This window comes from Terrabacter sp. 2RAF25, assembly GCF_052115265.1.
Classification (GTDB): Bacteria; Actinomycetota; Actinomycetes; order Actinomycetales; family Dermatophilaceae; genus Terrabacter.
The window spans coordinates 274,824-298,684 of record NZ_JBFRGJ010000006.1; the positions used below are offsets into that span (position 1 = coordinate 274,824).

The window sequence follows — 23,861 nt, forward strand, 5'->3', positions numbered from 1 at the left end:
ACGGATTGCTCTGTCGTTCGTGGCCATAGGGTGGGGCGCATGACGAAGAAGGACGCCGCGGCGCCCGTTGCCGCCCCGGCCGACGACGCCGCGCTCCTCGGGCCGTCGCAGGTGCGCGAGCTCGCCGAGCGGCTCGAGGTGCGGCCCACCAAGCAGTGGGGCCAGAACTTCGTCGTCGACGCCAACACGGTGCGCAAGATCGTGCGCGTCGCCGGTGTCGGGCCCTCCGACGTCGTCGTCGAGGTCGGCCCGGGCCTCGGGTCGCTGACCCTCGCGCTGCTGCCCGTCGTCAAGGCGGTCACGGCCGTCGAGGTCGACCCGCGGCTCGCGGGTGCCCTCGAGGACACCGTGCGCAGCCTCCAGCCCGACAACGCCGACCGCCTGCGGCTCGTCGCGGCCGACGCGCTGACGGTCACGAAGCTGCCGGGCCCCGACCCGACCGCTCTCGTGGCCAACCTGCCCTACAACATCTCGGTCCCGGTGGTGCTCTCGTTCCTCGAGCACTTCCCGTCCATCGACCGCGTCCTCGTCATGGTGCAGCTCGAGGTCGCCGAACGGCTCGCGGCCAAGCCCGGCGGCAAGATCTACGGCGTGCCCAGCCTCAAGGCGGCCTGGTACGCCGACGTCGAGCTCGCCGGCCGCGTCGGGCGCAACGTGTTCTGGCCGGCGCCCAACGTCGACTCCGGCCTCGTCTCCATGCGCCGGCGCAAGCCGCCGAAGACCACGGCCTCCCGCAAGGACGTCTTCGCCTGCATCGACGCGGCCTTCCTGCAGCGGCGGAAGGCGCTACGGGGCGCGCTCGCCTCCTGGGCAGGGTCCGCCGACGCCGCCGAACAGGCCCTCGTCAGGGCCGGCATCGACCCGAAGACCCGCGGTGAGCAGCTCGACATCACCGCGTTCGCCCGCATCGCCGAGGCTCGCCCCGCCGGCGTCGAACCGTCCGAACGACGCGCTCGCCGGCGAGGCAATGCGTCCTGACTGCGACGGGCTGGCCCATAGGGTGGGCGCATGACTGTCGCTCCGACCCTGCCCGGTGCGGTGACCGTGCGGGTCCCGGCCAAGGTCAACCTCGAGCTGCGCGTCGGACCACGCCGGCCCGACGGCTTCCACGCGCTCGCGACCGTCTACCAGGCCGTGTCACTGCACGACGAGGTCTCGGTGGCCCGCTGGGCCGAGTGGCAGGTCGTGCCGGCCGGCACCTACGCCGACCGCATCCCGACCGACGGCGACAACCTCGCCGTGCGGGCCGCGCGTCTCGTCGCCGAGCGCTGGGCCGTCGACGAGAGCCTGTCGATCCGCATCGACAAGGACATCCCGGTCGCCGGCGGCATGGCCGGCGGGTCGGCCGATGCCGCCGCCGCCCTCGTCGCGTGCGAGCAGCTCTGGGGCCTGGGCCTCGACCGAGACGAACTGGCCGAGCTGGCCGCGACCCTCGGTAGCGACGTCCCGTTCATCCTCTCCGGCGGCAACGCGATGGGCTCCGGGCGTGGCGAGCAGCTGGCGCCGGTCCTCGCGCGCGGCACCTTCCACTGGGTCTTCGCGATCAGCGACACCGGCCTGTCGACTCCCGAGGTGTATGCCGAGTGCGACCGCCTGCGCGAGCGCGACGGCGTCGACGTGCCCGAGCCCAGGGTCAGCCCCCAGCTGATGGCGGCGCTGCGCTCGGGTGACCCCGCTGCCCTCGGCGCCGCCCTGCACAACGACCTCGAGCCCGCGGCGTTCTCGCTGCGCCCGCAGCTGCGCGAGCTGCGCGACGCCGGCGTCGAGTTCGGTGCCCTCGGTGGCGTCGTCTCGGGCTCCGGCCCGACGGTCGCCTTCCTCACCAAGAGCCACGAGGCCTCGCTCGACCTGTCGGTCTCGCTCGCGGCCTCCGACCTCTGCCGCGACCTGCGGCGCGCCAAGGGCCCCGTGCACGGCGCCCACGTCGTCGCCCAGCCCCGCGACTGAGCAGCAGTCTGCGGGTCCCTCGCCCCGACCTCCTCCCCTCGCCCTCCTCCCACCGAACGCGGCGTTCGGTCGCGAACACCGTGTTAGAACACGCAGTTCGAGACCGAACACCGCGTTCGGTGAAATGGGAGGGGAGCGCATAGGGTCGGTCAGCGATGGCCAACCTCATCTCCCTCGAACGCGTCTCGCTCGTCTTCGGCACGAGCCACGTCCTCGACGACGTCAGCCTCGGTGTGCTCACCGGTGACCGCATCGGCGTCGTCGGCGTCAACGGCGGCGGCAAGTCGACCTTGCTTCGCGTGATGGCCGGACTGCAGGAGCCCGACTCGGGCCGCATCACGAAGCAGGGGGGCGCCGAGGGCATCCGCATCGGGATGCTCTCGCAGGAGGATGCGCTCGACCCGACCTGGACGATCCGCGAGGCGGTGCTCGGCGACCTTGCCGAGCACGTCTGGGCCGGTGACCCACGCATCCGCGACGTGCTGACCGGGCTGCTCGGCGGCATCGAGGCCGAGAACGTCGGCGGCCTCGACAGCCGGGTCGGCCCCAAGTCCGGTGGCGAGCGCCGCCGGCTCGCACTGGCTCGTCTGCTCGTCTCGGACCCCGAGCTGCTCCTCCTCGACGAGCCGACCAACCACCTCGACGTCGAGGGCGTCGCCTGGCTCGCCGACCACCTCGCGAGCAAGCGCCCGCGCCCCGGCAACGCCACCGTCGCGATCACCCACGACCGCTGGTTCCTCGACGCGTACGCCACCAACACCTGGGAGGTCGAGTCCGGCAAGGTCAGTGCCTTCGAGGGAGGGTATGCGGCATACGTCCTCGCGAAGGCGGAGCGTGACCGTCTCGCCGGCGTCGTGGCCGACCGGCGGGCCAACCTCATGCGCAAGGAGCTCGCGTGGCTGCGGCGTGGCCCGCCCGCCCGCACGAGCAAGCCGAAGTTCCGCATCGACGCCGCGAACGCCCTGATCGCCGACGAGCCCGCGCCGCGCAACAGCGTCGAGCTGGCGTCGTTCGCGAGCCGCCGCCTCGGCAAGGACGTGCTCGACCTCGAGGACGTCACCGTGTCGGTCGGCGACCCGCCCGACGAGCGACGCCTGCTCGACCACGTGACCTGGCGTCTGGCGCCGGGGGAGCGCATCGGCATCGTCGGCGTCAACGGAGCCGGCAAGTCGACGCTGCTCCGCGCCCTGACGGGCGAGATCCCGCTCGACAGCGGCCGGCGCAAGATCGGCAAGACGGTCGCCATCGCCCACCTGACGCAGGAGGTGCGCGAGCTCGAGCGCTTCGAGCAGTGGCGCGTCATCGAGGCCATCGAGGACGTCAAGCAGTGGACGACCTTGGGAGACAAGGAGATCAGCGCGAGCCAGCTCGCGACGCGTCTCGGGTTCCCGGGCGGTCGGCAGCAGTCACGCGTGGGCGACCTCAGCGGTGGCGAGCGACGCCGGCTCCAGCTGACGCGCCTGCTCCTCACCGAGCCGAACGTGCTCATCCTCGACGAGCCGACCAACGACCTCGACATCGAGACGCTGACCTCGCTCGAGGACGTGCTCGACGGCTGGGCCGGGACGCTCGTCGTCGTGTCGCACGACCGCTACCTGCTCGAGCGCGTGGCCGACAAGCAGCTGGCACTGCTCGGTGACGGCAAGGTGCGTGACCTGCCCGGTGGCGTCGAGGAGTACCTCAGGCTGCGCGCGGCCGCTGAGGCGAAGACGGCGTCGTCCCGGACCACCTCCGCGACCGCGCCGGCGTCACCGAGCCCGTCGGACGGCATACCTGCTCAGGGCGCGACGACCGCGAGCCCGGCCGAGGTGCGCGAAGCCCGCAAGACGATGGCCCGCATCGAGAAGCAGCTCTCGCGCCTGCAGGACCGCGAGGAACGGCTGCACGGCGACATGGCCGAGCAGGCGACCGACCCCTCAGCGCTCGCCGACCTCAACGCGAAGCTGCAGACCGTGGTCGGTGAGCGCGAGGAGCTCGAGCTCGAGTGGCTCGAGGCCGCCGAGATCGTCGGCTGACTGCATCCCCACCGATCGAAAGAACGCTCCGTCACGTGACGGAGTGTTCTTTCGATTGGAATGAGCCGACGGAGTGTTCTTTCGATTGGCCCTTGCCCGGCCCGTTGAATTTATCTTGATGTCAAGATAAATTCGACACATGGAGATGCACCTGCACCACGTCCAGGTCTCGGGTCCTGCCGGCTGCGAGGACGACATGCGAGCCTTCTACGCCGGGGTGCTCGGCATGTCGGAGGTGGAGAAGCCGGAGGCGCTGCGTGCCCGCGGAGGCGCGTGGTTCCGGGCCGGCTCCGCCGAGCTGCACGTGGGCATAGAGGACGGCTTCACGCCCGCACGCAAGGCCCACCCCGGCATCGCCGTGGCCGACGTCGACGAGCTGGCCAAGACGGTGGCCGCGGCCGGCGCCCCGGTCACCTGGGACGAGAACATCCCCGGACTGCGTCGCTTCCACACGAGTGACCCCGTCGGCAACCGGTTGGAGTTCCAGCAGGCATGAGGGGCTCAGGTGTGCGGCACGCCTCGCGACTCGAGCGGCGCGAGCATGCGCCGCAGCAGGGTCGCCAGCTGGGTGCGGTCGGCGGCCGAGAGCTCCGACAGCAGCGACTTCTCCTGCTCGATGAGGTCGGCCATGGCCGAGTCGACGACGTCGCGGCCCGCGGCGGTCAGCCGCACGAGCACCCCGCGGCGATCGCCGGGGTCGGGTCGTCGGTCGACGAAACCGCTGCGTTCGAGACGGTCGACCCGGTTGGTCATGGTGCCCGACGTGACCAGGGTCTGCTGCACCAGCGCACCTGGCGACAGCTCGTAGGGCTCGCCCGCTCTCCGCAGCGCCGACAGCACGTCGAAGGCCCAGCCCTCGAGCAGGTGCTCGGAGAAGGCCGAGCCGCGGGCGAGGTCGAGACGGCGCGCGAGGCGCGAGACCCGCGAGAGGACTTCCAGCGGCGTGACGTCGAGGTCGGGGCGCTCGCGGCGCCACGCAGCGACGATCTCGTCGACGTCGTCGGCGGGCCCGCGGTCGGCGCTCATGTGGCAACTGTAGTCGCCGTCAAGACTCTTGACATCGAAAGAAAGTGAGCACGTCGTGACCGACCCCACCACCCCGCCCACCACGGGCGCGCGAAGCACCGACTCGGCGTGGGACCCGCGCCAGTACGCCGTCTTCGCCGGCCACCGGGGGCGCCCCTTCGCCGACCTGCTGGCGCGCGTCGACGGTGACGAGCCGCGTCTCGTCGTCGACCTCGGCTGCGGGCCTGGCGAGCTGACGCTCGGCCTCACCCAGCGCTGGCCGAACGCCCGCGTCGTCGGTGTGGACAGCTCTCCGGAGATGCTCGCCCGCGCACGCGAGCTCGACGTCGACGGCCGCGTCGAGTGGGTCGAGGCCGCCGCCGAGGACTGGGACCCCACCGAGTCCGGCGGCTCCATCGACGTGCTCGTCACCAACGCGACCCTGCAGTGGGTCCCGAGCCACCTGCGGCTCGTGCCGTCGTGGGTCGCCGGCCTCGCGCCCGGTGGCACCTTCGCCATGCAGGTGCCCGCCAACTTCGACGCCCCGTCGCACCGCCTGATGCGCGAGGTCGCCGCGCGCCACCCGCGTGCCGACGACCTGCGTCCCGGGCTGGCCCGCGCGCAGGCCGTCGCCCAGCCCCAGACGTATGCCGCCCTCCTCCTCGACCTGACCCCTGACGTCGACGTGTGGCAGACGACCTACGAGCACGTGCTCGCAGCCGAGCCCGACGGCCCCCACCCCGTGCTCGAGTGGGTGCGCGGCACCGGCCTGCGCCCGGTGCTCGGAGTGCTGGACGAGCAGGAGCAGGAGGCGTTCGTCGCGGACTACGAGAGGGAGCTCGAGACGGCATACCCCCGCAAGCCCTACGGCGTGCTCTTCCCGTTCACGCGCACGTTCGCCGTCGCCCGCACGCGCGCCTGACCCGGGCTCGCGGTCAGGGGGGTGCGGCGGCCCGGCGTCGCTCCTGGGCCACCACGGCCTCAAGGTCGGCGAGGCGGTGTCGCTGCTGCAGCGGGCGGGCCATCCGGTGGTTGCCCTCGAGCCGGGCCGCGTTGCGGTCGAGGTAGGCCCAGTAGCCGGCGGTGAACGGGCAGGCGTCGTCACCGAGCCGTTTCTTCGGGTCGTAGCGGCAGTCGCCGCAGTAGTCGCTCATCCGGTCGATGTAGGCCCCGCCCGAGACGTACGGCTTGGTGGCCATCGCACCCCCGTCCGCGTGCTGGCTCATGCCGACGACGTTGGCCGTCATGACCCAGTCGTAGCCGTCGACGAAGCGGGTCTGGAACCACTCGGTGAGGGCATCGGGGTGGTAGCCGCGCTGCGCCGCCCAGTTGCCCAGCACCATGAGACGGGGGATGTGGTGCACCCAGCCGCGCTCGCGAACCCCGGTCAGCGCGTCGTGGAGGCAGGCGGCGTCGACCCCGTCGGTCTCGAGCCGGTCGAACCAGTCCGGCAGCGAGCGCCGCGCCGCCAGGGCGTTGCGGCGCCGGTAGGTGGGTCCGAAGTGCCAGTAGAGGTGCCACACGTACTCGCGCCAGCCGATGACCTGACGCACGAAGCCCTCCACCGAGGCGAGCGGGGCATCACCGTCGCGGTACGCCTGGGTGGCCCGGTCGACGACCTCGACGGGGTCGAGCAGGCCGAGGTTGAGCGGCACCGACAGCAGGCTGTGGGCCATCGCCCAGTCCCCGTGCAGCATCGCGTCCTCGTGCGGCCCGAACGCGCCGAGCCGCTTCGTGACGAACCGGTCGAGGGCGGCGAGCGCCTCGCGTCGGGTCACGGCGAACAGCCTGGGGCCGTCCTCACCGATGGGGGAGAGGTGCCCCTCGCGGGTCCATCGGTCGAGGTCGTCGCGCACCTCCGCGTCGATGTCGTCCTCTCGCGGACGGTACGGAGCCGGGACGTCCAGCCGGTCGGCGCCCCTCGGCGGCGGCTCCCGGTTCTCCTCGTCGAACGACCAGCGGCCGCCCGCCGGGCGCTCACCCTCGACGAGCAGGTCGAGGCGCAACCGCTGGAAGCGGTAGAAGTCCTCCATGCGCACCCGGCGCCGTTCGCCTGCCCAGGCGGCGAACTCCTCGCGGGAGAGGCTGAATCCCGGTGTCGGGTCGACGTCCTCGACCACGGCGGCGACCTGGAGCCGCCTCACGAGGCGCTCGGCGGCATACGACGTCGGCTCGTACACGCGCACTGGCTCGCCGAGCTCGTGCAGCGCCTCGGTGTAGGTGTCGGTGCGCATCAGCACGGCCGAGTCACCGAGCTCGGCCGCTCGGTGGCGCAGCGCGGATAGCACGAGGTGCAGCTTCTGCCGGTGGAAGGGGCGTCGCGCGAGCGCTCGCCGGCTCTCGACGAGCAGTACGCCGTCCGCGCCCACCTCGAAGTGCGGACCGAGCTGGTCGGCGAAGAGCCACCGTCGCGTCATGGCGGAGTCATACCCGCCGGTCCCTCCCTGGGGGCGCATCCCGGGCCGGTCTGCGGTCGCGTGACCCCTCCGGCGAGGCGTGGGGCCCGGGTAAGCCGCGGGTCTGGCGGAGGTAAGCGGCGGGTCTCGCTCTCGTGGGGCGTCTCGCCGCGGAAGAAAAAGTGGGTCAATTTCCGGCATTTCTGCCCAATTCGGAAAATCGTGTCATGAAATGGGTCCCGGCACGTCATACAGGTGACGGCAACGCAGGGGTCTCCCGCTTGGTCAGGGGAGGGAGTGGCCCCTACGGGTTTGTCTCCAGTGGTGCCGTCAGGTTTCGTCCTCCCGCGTGGTTTCGTGGAGGGGATCATTCGGGAGGACGAAACCTGCCAGCCCGCCCGCCTGGCCGCTGGTCCCGGACCCATCGGCCTTTCGGCGTCCGGATGGACGCTCGCGCTGCCAGTTGGCAGACTTGCCTCGAACCGCTCAGACCGGACAAACCGGTGCGACACGGGGCAGACGAAGGGCGAAGGGTTGTCGGCAGACGCGACCTTGTGGTCGAGCGAGGCCTGGGCCTCGGCCCCTGACGCCACCCTGCTCGCACGCACCCGTGACGGCTCGGCAGAGGCCTTCGGCGAGCTCTGGCGCCGACACCTCCCGGCGGCGTATGCCGTCGCGAACCGTCACCGCGGTCGCTCGGCTCCCGAGGACGTCGTCGCCGAGGCGGCCGCTCGCGTCCTGGCGCTCGTCCGTGACGGTCGCGGGCCCGACGAGAACTTCCGCGCCTACTTCATGTCGGCGGTGCGCACCGTCGCCATCGACCAGGGCCGGCGAGAGCTGCGGCTCGTCCCGACCGACGACGACGACCTCGAGGACCTGGCCCCGGCGCTCGCTGACCCCTTCGCCGGCTTCGCGGCCGACGAAGAGGGCCTGGCGCTGGTCCGCACCGCCTTCGCCGAGCTCCCGGAGCGCGACCAGCGCATCCTGTGGCACACCACCGTCGAGGGCGCCGCCCCGCGCGCGGTCGCGCCCGCACTGGGCATGACCCCCAACGCGGTGAGCGTCCGGGCGATGCGGGCGCGCGAGGCGCTGCGTGCCAACTACCTCGATGCCAGGGCGGCGCGCGGACTCGCCGGGGCCGACAGCGACGAGTGCCGCTGGACCCTGACGCACCTGGGCGCCTTCGTGCGCGGTCGGCTGCCGAAGCGTCAGACCGAGCGCGCCCGGGCCCACGTCGAGACGTGCCCGCACGCCGCCGCGCTGGCCGCTGACCTGCGCGTCATCCACGACGGGTTCCCTGCGCTGGTCGTGCCGCTCGTGCTCGTCGCCGGGCTGGCGTCGCCGGGCTTCGTCACCGGAGGCGTGGTGGCGGCGCTCTCGTCCGCGGCCGCGGCAGGGACCGGTGCCACGAGCTCCTCAGGTCCCGCCGGTCACGCCGCCGACGCCGGTGCCGGTGCCGCGGGGACGTCCTCGGCGACAGGCGCGTCGGCGGTCGGAGGCGCCGTCGACGCCGGTGCCGGTGCCGCGGGGACGTCCTCGGCGACAGGCGCGTCGGCGGTCGGAGGCGCCGTCGACGCCGTCGCGCAGGTGGCGGGCCGCGCCACCAGCCTCGCGGCGATGCTCGCCGTCACGGTCGGGATCGCCGGTGCGCTCACCGTCCCCGGCCCCTCGCTCGCCGACGCGCGCCGGCCGGTCCCGCAGACCCCGTCGGGTGCGTCGGCCACGACGGCCATCGCCCCACCTCCGGCCGCGGCGGGCACGTCGGGTCGGCCGACTCCGCCCAGCGGGCGCAGCGCGACCCTGGGCACCAGCGCGTCGGCGATCCCGTCCACGACCGAGACCGGTCCCGTCCGGGCAGCGACGGGCACACCCCGGCCTCGTGAGGTCGCGCCCCCGGCGCTCGACAGCAGGGGCAGTGTGGCCGCGACGCCCGGGCCGCCGACGTCCGGGAGCACCCGACCATCCGTGGCGGGCAACCAGGCAACCGGAGCCTCGGGTGGTGGTCGGCCCGCACCCGGCCCGACCCGTCCGCCGGCCCCGAATCCGCCGACCACCGCGAAGCCGCCGACCACCGCGAAGCCACCGACCACCCCGAAACCGCCTGCGCCTTCCGACCCTCCGACGCAGCCCGACCCGTCACCCTCCGACCCTGGGGCCACCCGCCCGGTCATCTCGGTGCGCCTCGTCCGCGAGGGTGACACGGCGCGCATCGCGGTCCGGGTGCGCACCTCGGCCGCCGGCAGTCTCACCGTGAGGATCAGCAACCAGTCCGGTGCCGGCCGGCTCGTCGTGCGCAACTCCAGCTGGGACTGTGCCCAGGTCGCCGGAGCGGTCGTCTCGTGCTCGGGCGGGCGCGGCTCGGCCGTGCTCGACCAGTCGGGCACCGGCGGCATCGTCCCGCTGTCCGTGCGGGTCACCGACGCCGCCGGTCACACGTGGGCCGACACCTTCCGTCCCGAATGACCTTCAGCGGTTCGGGAGGGTCACGAGGCGTGGCTTCTGGTCGAGGCCGGAGAGGCCGTTCCAGGCGAGGTTGACCAGGTGGGCCGCGACCTGCTCCTTCTTGAACTTGCGGCTGTCGAGCCACCACTGTCCGGTCAACGCGACCATGCCCACCAGCATCTGCGCGTGGATCGGGGCCGACTTGGCGTCGAGGCCGCGTTGCTTGAACTCGGCCGCGAGCAGGTGCTCCACGTGCGCCGCGACGTCGCCGAGGACACTCGCGAACGAGCCGGTCGCCTGGCCGGGAGGGGAGTCGCGCACGAGGATGCGGAACCCGTCGGGGTCGGACTCGATGTAGTCGAGGAGTGCGAGGGTGGCCCGTTCGAGCAGGACCCGAGCGCCCTCCGGCTCCTCGAGCGCCGCACTGATGCCGCCCATGAGGGCCTGGATCTCGCGGTCGACGACGACGGCATACAGCCCCTCCTTGCCCCCGAAGTGCTCGTACACGACGGGCTTCGAGACGTTGGCCCTGGAGGCGACCTCCTCGACTGACGTGGCTTCGAAACCCTTGTCCGCGAATAGTTTTCGACCGACGGAGATGAGCTGCTCGCGGCGTTCGGGACCCGTCATGCGGGCCCGCGGCCGGGCGCGGTCAGCTCGTTGGGCGCGGTCTGCGGTCACGTCGTCATTGTGCAGTCCGGAGCCGGTCGCCCGGGCCAGGCGCAGCTTCCCCAGGTCTTTTTTCGAAATCTCGTCATGAAACAGCACCCGCCGCGTCTTAGTGGTCGGCAGGGAGTTGGCGGAGGAGCCGAGGCACTGGGGGGACCACGGCCGGGCGAGACCGCCGGTGAGGTCGATCGCGACGCATACCCGGGGAGGGCCGCGATCGACCTCACCGCAACCGTGCCCGGCGACGGGTTGTTCCTCCGAAAGGCCTCGCACGGGCGACCTCCGTGCTCCACACTGGAGGTCATTCCTCGCGGGAGGAGCCCCCTCAGGTGTCAGCCCACACGATCGGACCCCAGACGGAGTCCGCGGCCGCGGCCCGGCCGAGCGCCGATGCGCTCGACGAGAGTGACGCGGTCCTGCTCTCGCGCGCACGGCTCGGCGACGACAGCGCCTTCGCGACGCTCTGGCAGCGCTACCTCCCGGCGGCCTACGGCGTGGCCACCCGCTTCCGCGGTCGCGTGTCGGCCGAGGACCTCGTCGCCGAGGCGTCCGCCCGCATGTTCCGGCTCATCCGCGAGGGCAACGGCCCGTCCGAGAACTTCCGGGCGTACTTCACCGCGACCGTGCGCACGGTCGGCGTCGACGCGGTGCGTCGCGACATGAGCCTCGTCCCCACGCCGGGAACCGACCTCGACCGGCTCCCGCTCGCAGACACCCAGCTGTCCGCGCTGGGCGCCGAGGGCGTCGACACCGACCTCGTCCGAGCCGCCTTCCGGCAGCTGAGCCAGAGTGATCGCGAGCTGCTGTGGCACACCATGGTCGAGGGCGAGCCCCCGCGCGTGGTCGCCCCGCTGCTCGGGGTCTCGGCCAACGTCGTCAGCGCGAGGTCGATGCGCGCGCGTGACGAGCTGCGCGCCCGCTACCTCGACGTGTGGGTGCAGCGCCGCGTGCCCGTGTGCGGCACGCCCGAGTGCCGCTGGACCCTCGACCACCTGGGCGGGCACGTGCGCGGGCGCCTCACGGCCCGGCAGCGGGTGCGCGCCGAGGCGCACCTGGCGCAGTGCTCCCGGGAGGCGGGCCTCGCCGTCGAGCTCCGCCGTGTCTACGAGGGCTTCGGCGTGCTCACCGGGCCGATCGTGCTCGTGGCAGGTGCGGCCATGGCCGGCACGCTGCAGCACGGTGCGATCGCCGGCCTCATCGGCTCGACGGCTGCCGGCTCGACGGCTGCCGGCGCGGCAGCGGGCACCACGGCGGCCGGCGCCGCCGCGGGCACCACCGCAGCAGGCACAGCGACGGGCACAGCGGCCGGCGCCGCGGCGGGGAGCACTGCCGCCGGAGCGACTGCGGCCGGCACGGCCGCTGGGACAGCTGCGGCCAGCACGGCCGCTGGGACGACCGCGGCAGGCGCGGCGGCGGGTGGCGTATCCGCAGCAGGCACCTCCGTCGGGGCCATGGCAGGTGGTGCCGCCTCGGGTGCCGCAGGTGCCGGTGCTGCAGGTGCCGGTGCTGCCGGTGCTGCCGGTGCTGCCGGTGCTGCCGGTGCTGCCGGCGTCACGATGACCGCCACCACGGCGGGCGCAGCCTCCGGAGCGATCGCCTCCGGCGCAGGGGCGGCCTCACTCGGGGCGACCTCGTTCGCCGCCGGCACCGCCGTCTCGGCCGGTGCAGCAGGCGGCGCAATCATCTCCGGCCCGATCGCCGCAGGCGTCGTCGGCACCAGCGCGCTGGTCTCCGGGGCCGCCGTGGCCGCCCCCGCCGCCGCCCTCGCGGGAGGGTCTCTGCTGGCCGGCACAACCCTCGGTCCGCCCATTGCCACGGCGATGGCGGGCCTCGTGGTCGGGCTCGGCATCACCATGGGCCCGACCGTCACGCAGAACCTCGGAACCCCCGCCGCGCAGGTCGTGGTGGTCGCCAACGCGGCGCAGACGACGCGGACCACCCCGGCGCCTGCGGCCGTGCCCGGCACCAGCCCCACCGACGTGCTCGTGCTCAACACCCTGCCCAGCGTCGTGGCCGACAGCTCCACCACGTCGACCCCGCCGGCGTCTCCGGCGGCGGCCGCTCCGCCCGCCGTTGATCCGCCCCCCGCAGCAGCTCCAGCAGGTGCCGGCACGGCGCCGGCCGCGACCGACCCGTCACCGGCGGCACCGGCTCCGTCCGCTCCGGCACCGGCTCCGGCTACGGCGCCGGACCCTGTACCTGCGGCCGTCGACCCGACCCCCGTCGCTCCCGTACCGGCGTCTCCGGTTCCCGCCGCGCCTGGCGCCGACGCATCAGCCCCGTCGGCCGAGGTCCCCGAGCACGCCGCGTCCACTCCCGACGCGACCGATGTCACCCCCGCGTCGCCCGACCCGGGTGCCACGACGTCCGACCCGGGCGCCGCCGCCGACCAGACCCCCGCCTCGTCCGCGCCGACCGACAGCCCGGTCACCGACAACCCCGCGCCCGCCAACCCGACACCGGGCGACTCGGGTGCCGCTGCCCCAGCGGGGCAGGCTCCGTCCGACCCCACTCCGGCCGTGGACCCCACCCCGGCCGGCTCCGCCGGTTCGGCTGACACCACGTCGAGCACGGCGTCGTCGAACCCAGCCGCATCGACCACGGCAGCCTCGACGGCTGCCGCCGAGAACGTCCAGCCCGCCCCGCCGGGCGACACCTCCGCCGTGGTGGCACCGGCTGCCCAACCAGATCCCGTCACACCCGCCGCGCAGGTTCCGGTGCTGGGTTCGGCGTCGACCGACCCGTCGCCGGCCTCCCCGCCGACCGACCCCGCCGCGGCGGGCGGCACACCCGTCGGTTCCTGACCCGAGCGGTCCCCGGACCCGTCGGGTGGCGCGGGAACGGTGTGGGGCCGTGCGCGCTGCGGCGCTGCACTAACCTGTGCACGTCCACGACGACGTTCCCCGGTTGGTCTGCCGGCAGGGCCCGCCTGACTTTGAATCAGGACAAGCGACGCAGGTTCGACTCCTGCCCGGGGAGCAACGCCAGCGCGAAGCGCAGCGAGCGCTGCCGTGCTCCCGTCAGGAGTCGGGAGGAGCGAGGCACGAGCGACGGTGCCCTGCCCGGGGGGAGCAACGCCAGCGCGAAGCGCAGCGAGCGCTGCCGTGCTCCAGGTCAGGAGTGCGCACCTGCCCCCGAGGTGCGGGTTCCGTCGATGGTGGGCGACGCGTCCCGCATCCGTGCCAGAACCGCCCACTCCTGCCGTAAAGCTTCGCAAGGGGCCCCGGGGCGGCGGCGGCGGCATACGGAATCGGGTGGCGCACGTCCCTTGTTGTGAGCGGGGTCACGGCGCGCGCACGGGCGCACGGCGACGTCCGGCCCCACGAGTAGCATGGCGGGCGGCGCACCCGGGTCGTTCACGGTCGGGGTCGTCCGCGCCCGAGTGCACGCCGATCCATGAAGGAGCTGCGCCCTGTGAGCGATCTACGGCCGACCGCCGTGATCGTCCTCGCCGCCGGTGAGGGCACACGCATGAAGTCCACGACCCCCAAGGTCCTCCACACGATCGGGGGCCGCAGTCTCGTGGCTCACGCGATCCGGGCGGCCCGGGGCACCAGCCCCCACCACCTCGCCGTCGTGGTGCGCCACGAACGCGACCGGGTCGCCGAGCACGTGGCCCAGGTCGACCCCGACGCGGTCGTCGCCGACCAGGACGACGTCAAGGGCACCGGCCGGGCCGTCGAATGCGCCCTCGAGGCGCTGCCGGCCGACCTGTCCGGAACGGTGGTCGTCACCTACGGCGACGTGCCGCTCCTGACGAGCGAGACCCTCGAGGGTCTCGTCGCCGCGCACCACGCGTCGGGCAGCGCGGTCACCCTCATCACGGCAACGCTCGACGACCCCACCGGCTACGGCCGCGTGCTGCGCGACGAGTCCGGGGCCGTCGTCGCGATCGTCGAGCAGAAGGACGCCGACGACGAGCAGCGGGCGATCCGCGAGGTCAACAGCGGGCTGTACGCGTTCGACGTGGCGGTCCTGCGCGAGGCGCTCGCCGAGGTCGGCACCGACAACGCGCAGGGCGAGAAGTACCTCACCGACGTGATCGCCATCGCCCGCGGTCGAGGTCTTGGCGTGCGAGCACACCTCGTCGCCGACCTCTGGCAGACCGAGGGCGTCAACGACAAGGTGCAGCTGGCCCGGCTCGGCGCCGAGCTCAACCGGCGCACCGTCGAGCAGGCCATGCGCGACGGCGCCATCGTCATCGACCCCACCACGACCTGGATCGACGCAGACGTGACGATCGGCCCCGACACCGTGGTGCGACCGGACACGCAGATCCACGGCGCGAGCACCATCGGCCGCGACTGCGTCATCGGCCCCGACACCACGCTCACCGACGTCGAGGTCGGCGACGGCGCCAGCGTCGTGCGCACGCAGGCCGAGCTCGCCGAGATCGGACCGGGGGCCACCGTCGGTCCCTTCTCCTACCTGCGGCCCGGCACCCGCCTCGGGGCCAAGGGCAAGATCGGCGGCTTCGTCGAGACGAAGAACGCCGAGATCGGCGACGGCGCGAAGGTGCCCCACCTGACCTACTGCGGCGACGCGACGATCGGCGAGGGTGCCAACATCGGTGCCGGCACGATCTTCGCCAACTACGACGGCGTCACGAAGGGCCACACGACAGTCGGCGCCCACAGCTTCGTCGGCAGCAACTCGGTGATCGTCGCCCCGCGCTCGATCGGCGACGGCGCCTACGTGGCGGCCGGCTCGGCCGTGGTGAGCGACGTCGCACCGGGCCAGCTCGCCGTGACTCGCGCCCAGCAGCGCAACATCGACGGTTGGGTCGCGCGTCGGCGCGCCGGCACGAAGACCGACGAGGCGGCTCAGGCAGCGCAGGCTGATGCGAAGACCGACCCGCAGGGCGGCCCGCCGGCCGACCCGCTGGCACAGGCTCGCGCCCAGGCTCGCGCGCAGGCGCGCGCCGACGCCGAGGCAGCGGCCGAGGCGGAGGCGGCGCTCGCCAGCGAGCCCGGCGCCGTCTCCTCGAACGACCGGCTTTCCCCGCGCGACAACAGCGTCGACAGCGTCACCGACAGCAGCACCGAGACGAAGGACGCGCAGCCATGAGCGGCATCAACAAGACCACCGAGAAGCACCTCATGGTCTTCTCCGGCCGGGCCCACCCGCAGCTCGCGCAGGAGGTCGCCGCGGCGCTCGGCACCGACCTCGTCCCGACGAGTGCCTACGACTTCGCCAACGGCGAGATCTACGTGCGCTACGAGGAGTCCGTCCGTGGCTCCGACGCCTTCGTCATCCAGAGCCACACGTCTCCGATCAACGAGTGGATCATGGAGCAGCTCATCATGATCGACGCGCTGAAGCGGGCGTCGGCCAAGCGCATCACCGTCGTGCTGCCCTTCTACGGCTACGCTCGCCAGGACAAGAAGCACCGCGGTCGCGAGCCGATCTCGGCCCGCCTCATGGCCGACCTGTTCAAGACGGCCGGCGCCGACCGGCTGATGGCGATCGACCTGCACACCGCGCAGATCCAGGGCTTCTTCGACGGCCCGGTCGACCACCTCATGGCGATGCCGATCCTCGCCGGCTACGTTGGCAAGAAGTACGGCCACCTCGACCTCGCCGTCGTCTCACCCGACGCCGGCCGCATCAAGGTCGCCGAGGACTGGAGCTCACGCCTGGGCGGGGCGCCGCTGGCCTTCATCCACAAGACCCGCGACATCAACCGGCCCAACGAGGTCGTCGCCAACCGCGTCGTCGGCGAGATCAAGGGCCGCACCTGCGTGCTCGTCGACGACATGATCGACACCGCGGGCACCATCACCAAGGCCGCCGACGCCCTCATGGAGCAGGGCGCTGCCGGCGTCATCATCGCCGCGACGCACGCGATCCTCTCTGGCCCGGCCGTCGACCGTCTCAAGGCCTGCAAGGTCGACGAGGTGATCGTCACCAACACGCTGCCGATCCCCGACGACCGCCGCTTCGACAAGCTCGAGGTGCTCTCGATCGCGCCCCTGGTCTCGATGGCCATCAAGGAGGTCTTCGAGGACGGCTCGGTCACCAGCCTCTTCGACGGCAAGGCCTGACAGGTCGGCCACACCGGGCCACACCGAGCCTCACCGAGCCACACCAGGTCAGGTCGACCCGAACCACGAGGCCGTATGCCGCTGGGACCCACCCGACGGCATACGGCCTCGGTCTGTCGTGCCGTCGGTCTGTGGCGTCTGTCTGTGGCGTCGGTGTTCGGTGGTCAGGCGCGCGCTGCCTGGCGCGCGCGGTAGGCAGCCGTGTGCGCCCGCGCGGCGCAACCGCCCTCGCAGAAGCGCCGCGAGCGGTTTCGGGAGAGGTCGACCACGACGTCGTCGCAGTCGACGGCCTCGCAGACCCGCAGCCGGGCCAGCTCGCCGGCGCGGACGACGTCGATGACGGCGATGGCGGCCTCGACCGCCATCCGCTGGGCGAGCGGGGCGTCGGCAGGGGTGGCGTGGATGTGCCAGCCGACGTCGTCGTGGTCGACGAGCTGCGGGACGGCCCGCGCCCCGGCGAGCAGGTCGTTGACGAGGGCGACGACCCCCGCCTCGTCCTGCTCCCAGAAGCCGCGCAGACGTGGGCGCAGCCGGCGCACGCCCTCCAGCTCGGCGGCGCCGCGGTCGAAACGGCCGGTCCAGCCGTGCTCGGCGTAGAGGGCCGCCAGCTCGTCGACGGTCGTCAGGGTGTCGGGGGCGCTGTCGCCGGGCAGCACGCCGGGCATCGTGTTGACGAGTGCCGCGGCGGCAGCGAGCGCAATGTCGGTGTCATGGGTGAAAAGCACGTTGACTCCTGACGGGAGGCGTCGATACTGTCATGAGTGTAAGCCTTTTTGGTGCTGACATGTCCGAGCTGGGCACGGGTCGGCGGAATGAGCGAGGTTGTCATGACCGAACGCGTAGTCGTCACCGGCCCGGTCGTCGGCGAGTCGGCGAGGGCCGACGAGGTCGAGGCGCCCGCGGGCCACTCGCGGCACCCCCTGCTCGGCCTCGGGGTGGCCCTCGTCTCCGCGGCGGCCTTCGCGACCTCGGGCGCCTTCGGCAAGTCGCTGCTCGTCGGTGGGTGGTCGCCGGGCGCGGTCGTGACCATGCGCATCACCCTGGCCGCGCTCGTGCTCCTCGTGCCCGCCCTCTGGTCGCTGCGCGGTCGGTGGCCGGCGATGCGGCGCAACGCGTGGGTCGTCGTCGGCTACGGACTGACCGGTGTGGCCGGCTGCCAGCTGGCCTACTTCAACGCCGTGACCCACCTCTCCGTCGGTGTGGCCCTGCTGCTCGAGTACCTCGCGCCGGTCCTCATCGTCGGGTGGCTCTGGCTGCACCACCGGCAGTCGCCGCGTCGCCTGACGCTCGCGGGTGTCGCGCTCGCCGTCGCGGGGCTGCTGCTCGTGCTCGACGTCCTGGGCGGCGGCGCCAGCGTCAACCTCGTCGGCGTCCTCTGGGGTCTCGGCGCCGCCGTGTGCCTCGTGCTCTACTTCCTGCTCGCCGACCACGTCGACGACGATGTGCCCCCGCTCGCGCTGGCGGGTGGCGGGCTGACCGTCGGCGCCGCCTCGCTCTGGCTCGCCGCCCTGACCGGCGTGCTCGACATGACGCGCGGCGCGGCCGAGGTGCCGCTGGGCGGCGTCGTCGTGCCGTGGTGGGTGCCGGTGCTCGTCATCGCGATCGTCGCGGCCGCCTTCGCGTACGTCACCGGCATCGCCGCGGTGCGGATGCTCGGCGCCAAGGTGGCCTCGTTCGTCGCCCTGACCGAGGTGCTCTTCGCCGTGCTGTTCGCGTGGCTCGTGCTCGCCGAGCTGCCGACACCCGTGCAGCTGCTCGGCGGCGCCTTCATCGTCGCCGGGCTGGTGGCCGTCCGTTCCGACGAGGCGCGGTCCTGACCTGTCGGCAGGATTTCACCGGTGGGCCGTCCGTCCCGTAAGATCGAGCAGTTGCCTCGGCGAGGGACGGTGCACGACTGCCACGGCAGGACGTGACGAGGTCCGTGATCGACGCGGTGGCCTGACTCGCGGACGTGCTCAGGGGAGCGCTTCGCGAAACGGGTTCGCCTCTGCGTGCGGACCACGTCGGCCATCCGCTGCGAACTGCCGAACATCGCGCGTCGTCCCGCGTCGAGGCCACCACCGACCGCCTCATCTTCCACGAGACCCCAGGAGACACCCGTGTCCGACAACACCAAGCTCGTCGCCGAGAAGCGCAGCGACTTCGGCAAGGGCGCCGCCCGCAAGATCCGCCGCGCCGGCAACATCCCCGCCGTCATGTACGGCCACGGCACCGAGCCCGTGCACATCTCCCTCCCGGGCCACGACACGATGATGGCGCTCAAGCAGGCCAACGCCCTGCTCACGATCGTCATCGACGGCGCCGAGCAGCTGGCCCTGGCCAAGGACGTCCAGCGCGACGCGATCAAGCCGGTCATCGACCACGTCGACCTCGTCGTCGTCCGCAAGGGCGAGAAGGTCACCGTCGACGTCTCCGTCCACCTCGAGGGCGAGGCCGCTCCCGAGACGGTCGTCACGCTCGACCACAACACGCTCCAGATCGAGGCGCTCGCCACGAACATCCCCGAGAACGTCGTCGTCTCGGTCGAGGGCCTCGAAGCGGGCACGCAGATCCTCGCCGGTGCCGTCGAGCTGCCCGACGGCGCGACGCTGGTCACCGACGCCGAGGCTCTCGTCGTCAACGTGACCCAGGCCATCTCCGCCGAGGCCCTCGAGGCCGAGCTCGCCGAGGCCGAGGCCGAGGCCGGCATCGAGCGCGAGGAGCACGACGAGGAGGGCGCCGAGGGCGGGGCCGCCGAGGGTGCCGAGGGCGAGGCCGCCGAGGGCGCCAAGGCCGAGGGCGACGAGGCCTGAGCCACAGCATCATTCGTGGTGCGACGCACGATCGTCGCGCCACACCCTGCGTCCACGGGTCCCGTTCGAGCCTTCGCTCGGCGGGACCCGTGCGCGCGCCGGCACCAGGGGAATGACCCGAAGCACCGACCACCGGAGGACCGCATGGACACCTGGCTCGTCATCGGGCTCGGCAACCCCGGACCCGGCTATGCGGGCAACCGACACAACGTCGGCGCGATGGCACTCGAGGAGCTGGCCGGCCGCGCCGTCGGCGGCCGGGCCGCCTTCAAGGCGCACAAGGTCCGGGCGCGTGTCGCCGAGATGCGCCTGACGGTGGGCGGCCCGAAGGTCGTCCTGGCGGTGCCCTCGAGCTACATGAACGAGTCGGGCGGCGCGGTCGCCGGCCTGATGAAGTACTACGACGTGCCCGTCGAGCGGCTCGTCGTGATCCACGACGAGCTCGACATCGACGCGGGCCTCGTTCGGCTCAAGCAGGGCGGGGGAGAGGGCGGCCACAACGGCCTGCGATCGGTCACCAAGTCGCTCGGCTCGAAGGACTACCTGCGGGTGCGCCTCGGCATCGGCCGGCCGCCCGGTCGCCAGGACCCCGCCGACTTCGTCCTCAAGGACTTCAGCAAGGCCGAGCGCACCGACGTGCTCCCCTTCCTGCTCGACGAGGGCGCCGACGCCGTGGAGGCGCTCATCGAGGTCGGGCTGCTCGACGCCCAGCAGCGCTTCCACGCGCCGCGTTGACGCGAGTCGGTCCGAGCCCGGTGCGGCTCCGGTCTTTCGCTGGGCCGGCGCCGGACCAGAGCCGCACCAGAGCCGCACCAGAGCCGCACCACAGCCACGACCGTCGCCGGCTCGACCTAGACTGGAGGACCTGATGCCGCACCCAATGCTGTCCGCCTTCAGGGCGCTCCCCGATGTCCGTCACGTCCTCGACCAGGTTGGCCGCACCCGCCTCGTCGACGTCTCCGCCAGCGACGGCTCACGACCGTTCCTCGTGGCCGCCCTCGCCCGTCAGGCCGACGCCTCGGCCGCCGGGCCGGCCGACGCCGCCCCGATCGTCGTCGTCACGGCGACGACACGCGAGGCCGAGGACCTCGAGACCGCCCTCGGCCTGTTCCTGCCGACCGACCGCATCGCAGTCTTCCCCTCGTGGGAGACCCTGCCGCACGAGCGGCTCTCGCCGCGCAGCGATACCGTCGGTCGTCGCCTCGCCGTGCTGCGCCGGCTGGCGCACCCCGACCCCGACGACGCGGCATACGGCCCGCTGTCGGTTGTCGTGGCGCCGGTGCGCGCCCTGCTGCAGCCGTTGACGAAGGGCCTCGGCGACCTCGTGCCCGTCGCGCTGCGCGCGGGCGACGAGCGACCGCTCGAGGAGGTCGTCGACGCCCTCGCCGCAGCCGCCTACACCCGCACCGACCTCGTCGAGCGGCGTGGCGAGTTCGCCGTGCGCGGCGGCATCCTCGACGTGTTCCCGCCCACCGAGGAGCACCCGGTCCGCATCGAGTTCTGGGGCGACACCGTCGAGGAGGTGCGCTGGTTCAAGGTCGCCGACCAGCGCTCCCTCGAGATCGCCGACCACGGCCTGTGGGCGCCACCGTGCCGCGAGCTGCTGCTCACCGACCCGGTGCGCGCCCGGGCGCGCGCTCTCGCCGACCAGCTCCCAGGCGTCTCGGAGATGCTGTCCAAGGTCGCCGAGGGCATCGCCGTCGAGGGCATGGAGTCGCTCGCGCCCGCCCTCGTCGACGGCATGGAGTCGGTGCTCGACGTGCTGCCCCGTGGCGCGGTCGTCCTCCTCGCCGACCCCGAGCGGGTGCGTCGCCGCGCGCACGACCTCGTGGCGACGAGCGCCGAGTTCCTCGAGGCCAGCTGGGCCAACGCGGCGGCCGGCAACCAGGTCCCGGTCGACCTGCAGTCACTCCTCGGTAGCGCCTCCTACTGGTCACTGGCCGACGTGCGCGCCCACGCCGAGGCCACGGGTCGCGCCTGGTGGACCCTCACGCCGTTCGTCGCCGACGCCGACCTCGTCATCGAGGACGACGACGTCGACGAGCGCATCGCCGTGCGCACCACCGACCCCGAGGCCTTCCGAGGCGACACCGACCGCACCGTCGCGCACCTTCGCGAGCGGGTGCGCGAGGGCTGGGCCGTCGCTGTCGTCACCGAGGGCCCGGGCCTGGCCAAGCGCGTCGCCGAGGTGCTGCGCGAGAACGAGGTCGCCGTCCAGGCGCTCGACACCTCGCGCGACGACACCCTCACCGCCGGCACCGTCCACGTCACGACGGCGCCCCTCGGCCGTGGGTTCGTCCACGAGGCCGGCCGCATCGAGGTGCTCACCGAGACCGACCTCACCGGCCAGCCCGGCAGCGGCACGTCCACCAAGGACATGCGGCGTATGCCGTCACGCCGCCGCAACCAGGTCGACCCCCTCCAGCTGCGCCCCGGCGACCACGTCGTCCACGAGCAGCACGGAGTCGGCCGGTTCGTCGAGATGATGCAGCGCACCGTGGCAGGGGCGACGCGCGAGTACCTCGTCATCGAGTACGCCCCGAGCAAGCGGGGCCAGCCCGGCGACCGGCTCTTCGTGCCCACCGACCAGCTCGACCAGGTGACGAAGTACGTCGGCGGCGAGGAGCCCAGCCTCAACAAGATGGGCGGCTCCGACTGGTCCAAGACGAAGTCGCGGGCCAAGCGCTACGTCAAGCAGATCGCGGCCGACCTCATCCGCCTCTACAGCGCTCGCCAGGCCACCAAGGGCCACGCCTTCGCGCCCGACACCCCGTGGCAGCGCGAGCTCGAGGACGCCTTCTCCTTCGTCGAGACTCCCGACCAGCTCATCAGCATCGACGAGGTCAAGGCCGACATGGAGAAGCAGGTCCCGATGGACCGCCTCATCTGCGGTGACGTCGGCTACGGCAAGACCGAGATCGCGGTCCGTGCAGCGTTCAAGGCGATCCAGGACGGCAAGCAGGTGGCGGTGCTCGTGCCGACGACCCTGCTCGTGAGCCAGCACCAGCAGACGTTCGCCGAGCGCTACGCCCAGTTCCCGGTCAAGGTCGCCTCGCTGTCGCGCTTCCAGAGCGACAAGGAGGCCAAGGAGGTCATGGCCGGCATGGCCGACGGCACCATCGACCTCGTCATCGGCACGCACCGCCTGCTCGCCAAGGACGCCCGGTTCAAGGACCTCGGGCTCGTCATCATCGACGAGGAGCAGCGCTTCGGCGTCGAGCACAAGGAGCTGCTCAAGACGATGCGCACGGCAGTCGACGTGCTGTCGATGTCGGCCACACCGATCCCGCGCACGCTCGAGATGGCCGTTACCGGCATCCGCGAGATGTCCACTCTCGCAACGCCGCCCGAGGAGCGCCACCCGGTGCTGACCTTCGTCGGCGCCTACGACGAGAAGCAGATCACGGCGGCGGTCCGGCGCGAGCTGCTCCGCGAGGGCCAGGTCTTCTTCGTGCACAACAAGGTCAGCTCCATCGAGAAGGCGGCGAGCCGCCTGCGCGAGCTCGTGCCCGAGGCTCGCATCGCGACCGCCCACGGCCAGATGGGCGAGCACCGGCTCGAGCAGGTCGTCGAGGACTTCTGGGAGAAGCGCTTCGACGTGCTCGTCTGCACGACCATCGTCGAGACCGGCCTCGACATCTCCAACGCCAACACCCTCATCGTCGAGCGCTCCGACGTGCTCGGCCTCAGCCAGCTGCACCAGCTGCGTGGCCGCGTCGGCCGCGGGCGCGAGCGGGCCTACGCGTACTTCCTCTACCCGCCCGAGAAGCCGATGACCGAGACGGCCCACGACCGCCTGCGCACGATCGCGAGCAACACCGACCTCGGCTCGGGCATGGCGGTCGCGATGAAGGACCTCGAGATCCGTGGCGCCGGCAACCTGCTCGGCGGCGAGCAGTCGGGCCACATCCAGGGCGTGGGATTCGACCTCTACGTGCGGCTCATCGGCGAGGCCGTGGCCGACTTCCGCGGCGACGCCGTCGACCTGCCGGCCGAGATCAAGATCGAGCTGCCCGTCGACGCGCACCTCCCGCACGACTACGTGCCGGGGGAGCGGCTGCGCCTCGAGGCGTACAAGAAGCTGGCGACCGTCGAGACGTTCGAGGCCGTCGACGAGATCGAGGCCGAGCTGCGCGACCGCTACGGCGCACCGCCCAAGCCGGTCGAGAACCTCCTCGAGGTGGCCCGCCTGCGGGTCGTCGCCCGCGAGGCCCGCATCGGCGACATCGGCGTGCAGGGCAAGGTCGTGCGGTTCGGCCCGGTCAAGGAGCTGCGCGACAGCCAGGAGCTGCGACTGATGCGTCTCTACCCCGGCACCATCATCAAGGAGGCGCTGGGCACGATCCTCGTGCCGGCCCCGATGACGGCCCGGGTCGGGGGCAAGCCGCTGCGCGACGTCGAGGTGCTCACGTGGGCACGCCAGCTCATCTCGGCCGTGCTGCTCGACGACATCGCCTCCGCGGGCTCGGCCGCGACCGCATCGTCGGGGTCGGCGAGATCCGCCGTGGGCGCCCCGTAGGATGTCAGACGCATCCGCCCTAGGAGGAAATC

17 protein-coding genes and 1 tRNA gene are annotated in these 23,861 nt (G+C 72.6%); 14 read left to right on the forward strand and 4 right to left on the reverse strand.

Annotated features, from left to right (window positions below; genetic code table 11):
* Positions 1–39 precede the first annotated feature (39 nt).
* The 4 genes from rsmA to AB4091_RS16420 all read left to right on the forward strand — a co-directional run bounded on the left by rsmA (position 40) and on the right by AB4091_RS16420 (position 4,458).
* Positions 40–978 carry a 16S rRNA (adenine(1518)-N(6)/adenine(1519)-N(6))-dimethyltransferase RsmA gene (rsmA, locus tag AB4091_RS16405; protein ID WP_442292872.1) on the forward strand — a complete coding sequence of 313 codons (939 nt, stop codon included), beginning with the start codon at positions 40–42 and terminating at the stop codon, positions 976–978.
* A gap of 30 nt (positions 979–1,008) precedes the next feature.
* A complete protein-coding gene (locus tag AB4091_RS16410) occupies positions 1,009–1,947 on the forward strand; it encodes a 4-(cytidine 5'-diphospho)-2-C-methyl-D-erythritol kinase (protein WP_442292874.1) in 939 nt (312 codons plus the stop codon).
* 155 nt (positions 1,948–2,102) lie between these two features.
* Positions 2,103–3,962 (forward strand): ATP-binding cassette domain-containing protein, encoded by a 1,860-nt coding sequence (locus AB4091_RS16415; protein WP_442292876.1) that lies wholly within the window; start codon positions 2,103–2,105, stop codon positions 3,960–3,962.
* A gap of 139 nt (positions 3,963–4,101) precedes the next feature.
* Entirely contained in the window at positions 4,102–4,458 is a 357-nt protein-coding gene (locus AB4091_RS16420) for a VOC family protein (protein ID WP_442292878.1), read from the forward strand.
* 5 nt (positions 4,459–4,463) lie between these two features.
* Here AB4091_RS16420 and AB4091_RS16425 read toward each other — a convergent pair whose 3' ends face one another.
* On the reverse strand, positions 4,464–4,988 hold the full coding sequence (locus AB4091_RS16425) for a MarR family winged helix-turn-helix transcriptional regulator (RefSeq protein WP_442292880.1): 525 nt from the start codon (positions 4,986–4,988) through the stop codon (positions 4,464–4,466).
* Between the two features lie 55 nt (positions 4,989–5,043).
* Here AB4091_RS16425 and AB4091_RS16430 point away from each other — a divergent pair, with 55 nt between their 5' ends.
* Positions 5,044–5,889 (forward strand): methyltransferase domain-containing protein, encoded by an 846-nt coding sequence (locus AB4091_RS16430; RefSeq protein WP_442292882.1) that lies wholly within the window; start codon positions 5,044–5,046, stop codon positions 5,887–5,889.
* A gap of 13 nt (positions 5,890–5,902) precedes the next feature.
* Here AB4091_RS16430 and AB4091_RS16435 read toward each other — a convergent pair whose 3' ends face one another.
* Complete coding sequence (locus AB4091_RS16435) at positions 5,903–7,384, reverse strand: cryptochrome/photolyase family protein (protein ID WP_442292884.1); 1,482 nt, start codon at positions 7,382–7,384, stop codon at positions 5,903–5,905.
* Between the two features lie 513 nt (positions 7,385–7,897).
* Between AB4091_RS16435 and AB4091_RS16440 the strand changes: the two genes are divergently transcribed.
* Positions 7,898–9,826 (forward strand): sigma-70 family RNA polymerase sigma factor, encoded by a 1,929-nt coding sequence (locus AB4091_RS16440; RefSeq protein ID WP_442292886.1) that lies wholly within the window; start codon positions 7,898–7,900, stop codon positions 9,824–9,826.
* A 3-nt stretch (positions 9,827–9,829) separates the two neighbouring features.
* On the opposite strand, the gene AB4091_RS16445 is transcribed toward AB4091_RS16440, so the two are convergent.
* On the reverse strand, positions 9,830–10,435 hold the full coding sequence (locus AB4091_RS16445; RefSeq protein ID WP_442293128.1) for a TetR/AcrR family transcriptional regulator: 606 nt from the start codon (positions 10,433–10,435) through the stop codon (positions 9,830–9,832).
* 368 nt (positions 10,436–10,803) lie between these two features.
* Between AB4091_RS16445 and AB4091_RS16450 the strand changes: the two genes are divergently transcribed.
* The 4 genes from AB4091_RS16450 (at position 10,804) to AB4091_RS16465 (ending at position 16,518) form a co-directional block, all read left to right on the forward strand.
* Entirely contained in the window at positions 10,804–13,278 is a 2,475-nt protein-coding gene (locus AB4091_RS16450; protein ID WP_442292888.1) for a sigma-70 family RNA polymerase sigma factor, read from the forward strand.
* 96 nt (positions 13,279–13,374) lie between these two features.
* Positions 13,375–13,453 (forward strand) — tRNA-Gln (locus AB4091_RS16455).
* A gap of 435 nt (positions 13,454–13,888) precedes the next feature.
* Positions 13,889–15,541 carry a bifunctional UDP-N-acetylglucosamine diphosphorylase/glucosamine-1-phosphate N-acetyltransferase GlmU gene (glmU, locus tag AB4091_RS16460; protein ID WP_442292890.1) on the forward strand — a complete coding sequence of 551 codons (1,653 nt, stop codon included), beginning with the start codon at positions 13,889–13,891 and terminating at the stop codon, positions 15,539–15,541.
* On the forward strand, positions 15,538–16,518 hold the full coding sequence (locus tag AB4091_RS16465) for a ribose-phosphate diphosphokinase (RefSeq protein ID WP_442292892.1): 981 nt from the start codon (positions 15,538–15,540) through the stop codon (positions 16,516–16,518). The genes glmU and AB4091_RS16465 overlap by 4 nt, the downstream gene beginning before the upstream one ends.
* Positions 16,519–16,682: 164 nt before the next feature.
* Here AB4091_RS16465 and AB4091_RS16470 read toward each other — a convergent pair whose 3' ends face one another.
* The gene (locus AB4091_RS16470; protein ID WP_442292894.1) at positions 16,683–17,243 is read right to left on the reverse strand and encodes a CGNR zinc finger domain-containing protein; all 561 of its coding nucleotides are present in this window, start codon (positions 17,241–17,243) and stop codon (positions 16,683–16,685) included.
* Positions 17,244–17,345: 102 nt separating this feature from the next.
* Here AB4091_RS16470 and AB4091_RS16475 point away from each other — a divergent pair, with 102 nt between their 5' ends.
* The 4 genes from AB4091_RS16475 (at position 17,346) to mfd (ending at position 23,829) form a co-directional block, all read left to right on the forward strand.
* Positions 17,346–18,335, forward strand: a complete 990-nt coding sequence (locus AB4091_RS16475) for an EamA family transporter (RefSeq protein ID WP_442292896.1) — start codon at positions 17,346–17,348, stop codon at positions 18,333–18,335.
* Between the two features lie 282 nt (positions 18,336–18,617).
* Positions 18,618–19,310, forward strand: coding sequence for a 50S ribosomal protein L25/general stress protein Ctc (locus AB4091_RS16480; RefSeq protein ID WP_442292898.1), 693 nt, complete (start codon positions 18,618–18,620; stop codon positions 19,308–19,310).
* Between the two features lie 144 nt (positions 19,311–19,454).
* Entirely contained in the window at positions 19,455–20,045 is a 591-nt protein-coding gene (gene pth / locus AB4091_RS16485; RefSeq protein WP_442292900.1) for an aminoacyl-tRNA hydrolase, read from the forward strand.
* A 133-nt stretch (positions 20,046–20,178) separates the two neighbouring features.
* The gene (gene mfd / locus AB4091_RS16490; protein WP_442292902.1) at positions 20,179–23,829 is read left to right on the forward strand and encodes a transcription-repair coupling factor; all 3,651 of its coding nucleotides are present in this window, start codon (positions 20,179–20,181) and stop codon (positions 23,827–23,829) included.
* The last annotated feature ends 32 nt before the right edge of the window (positions 23,830–23,861 follow it).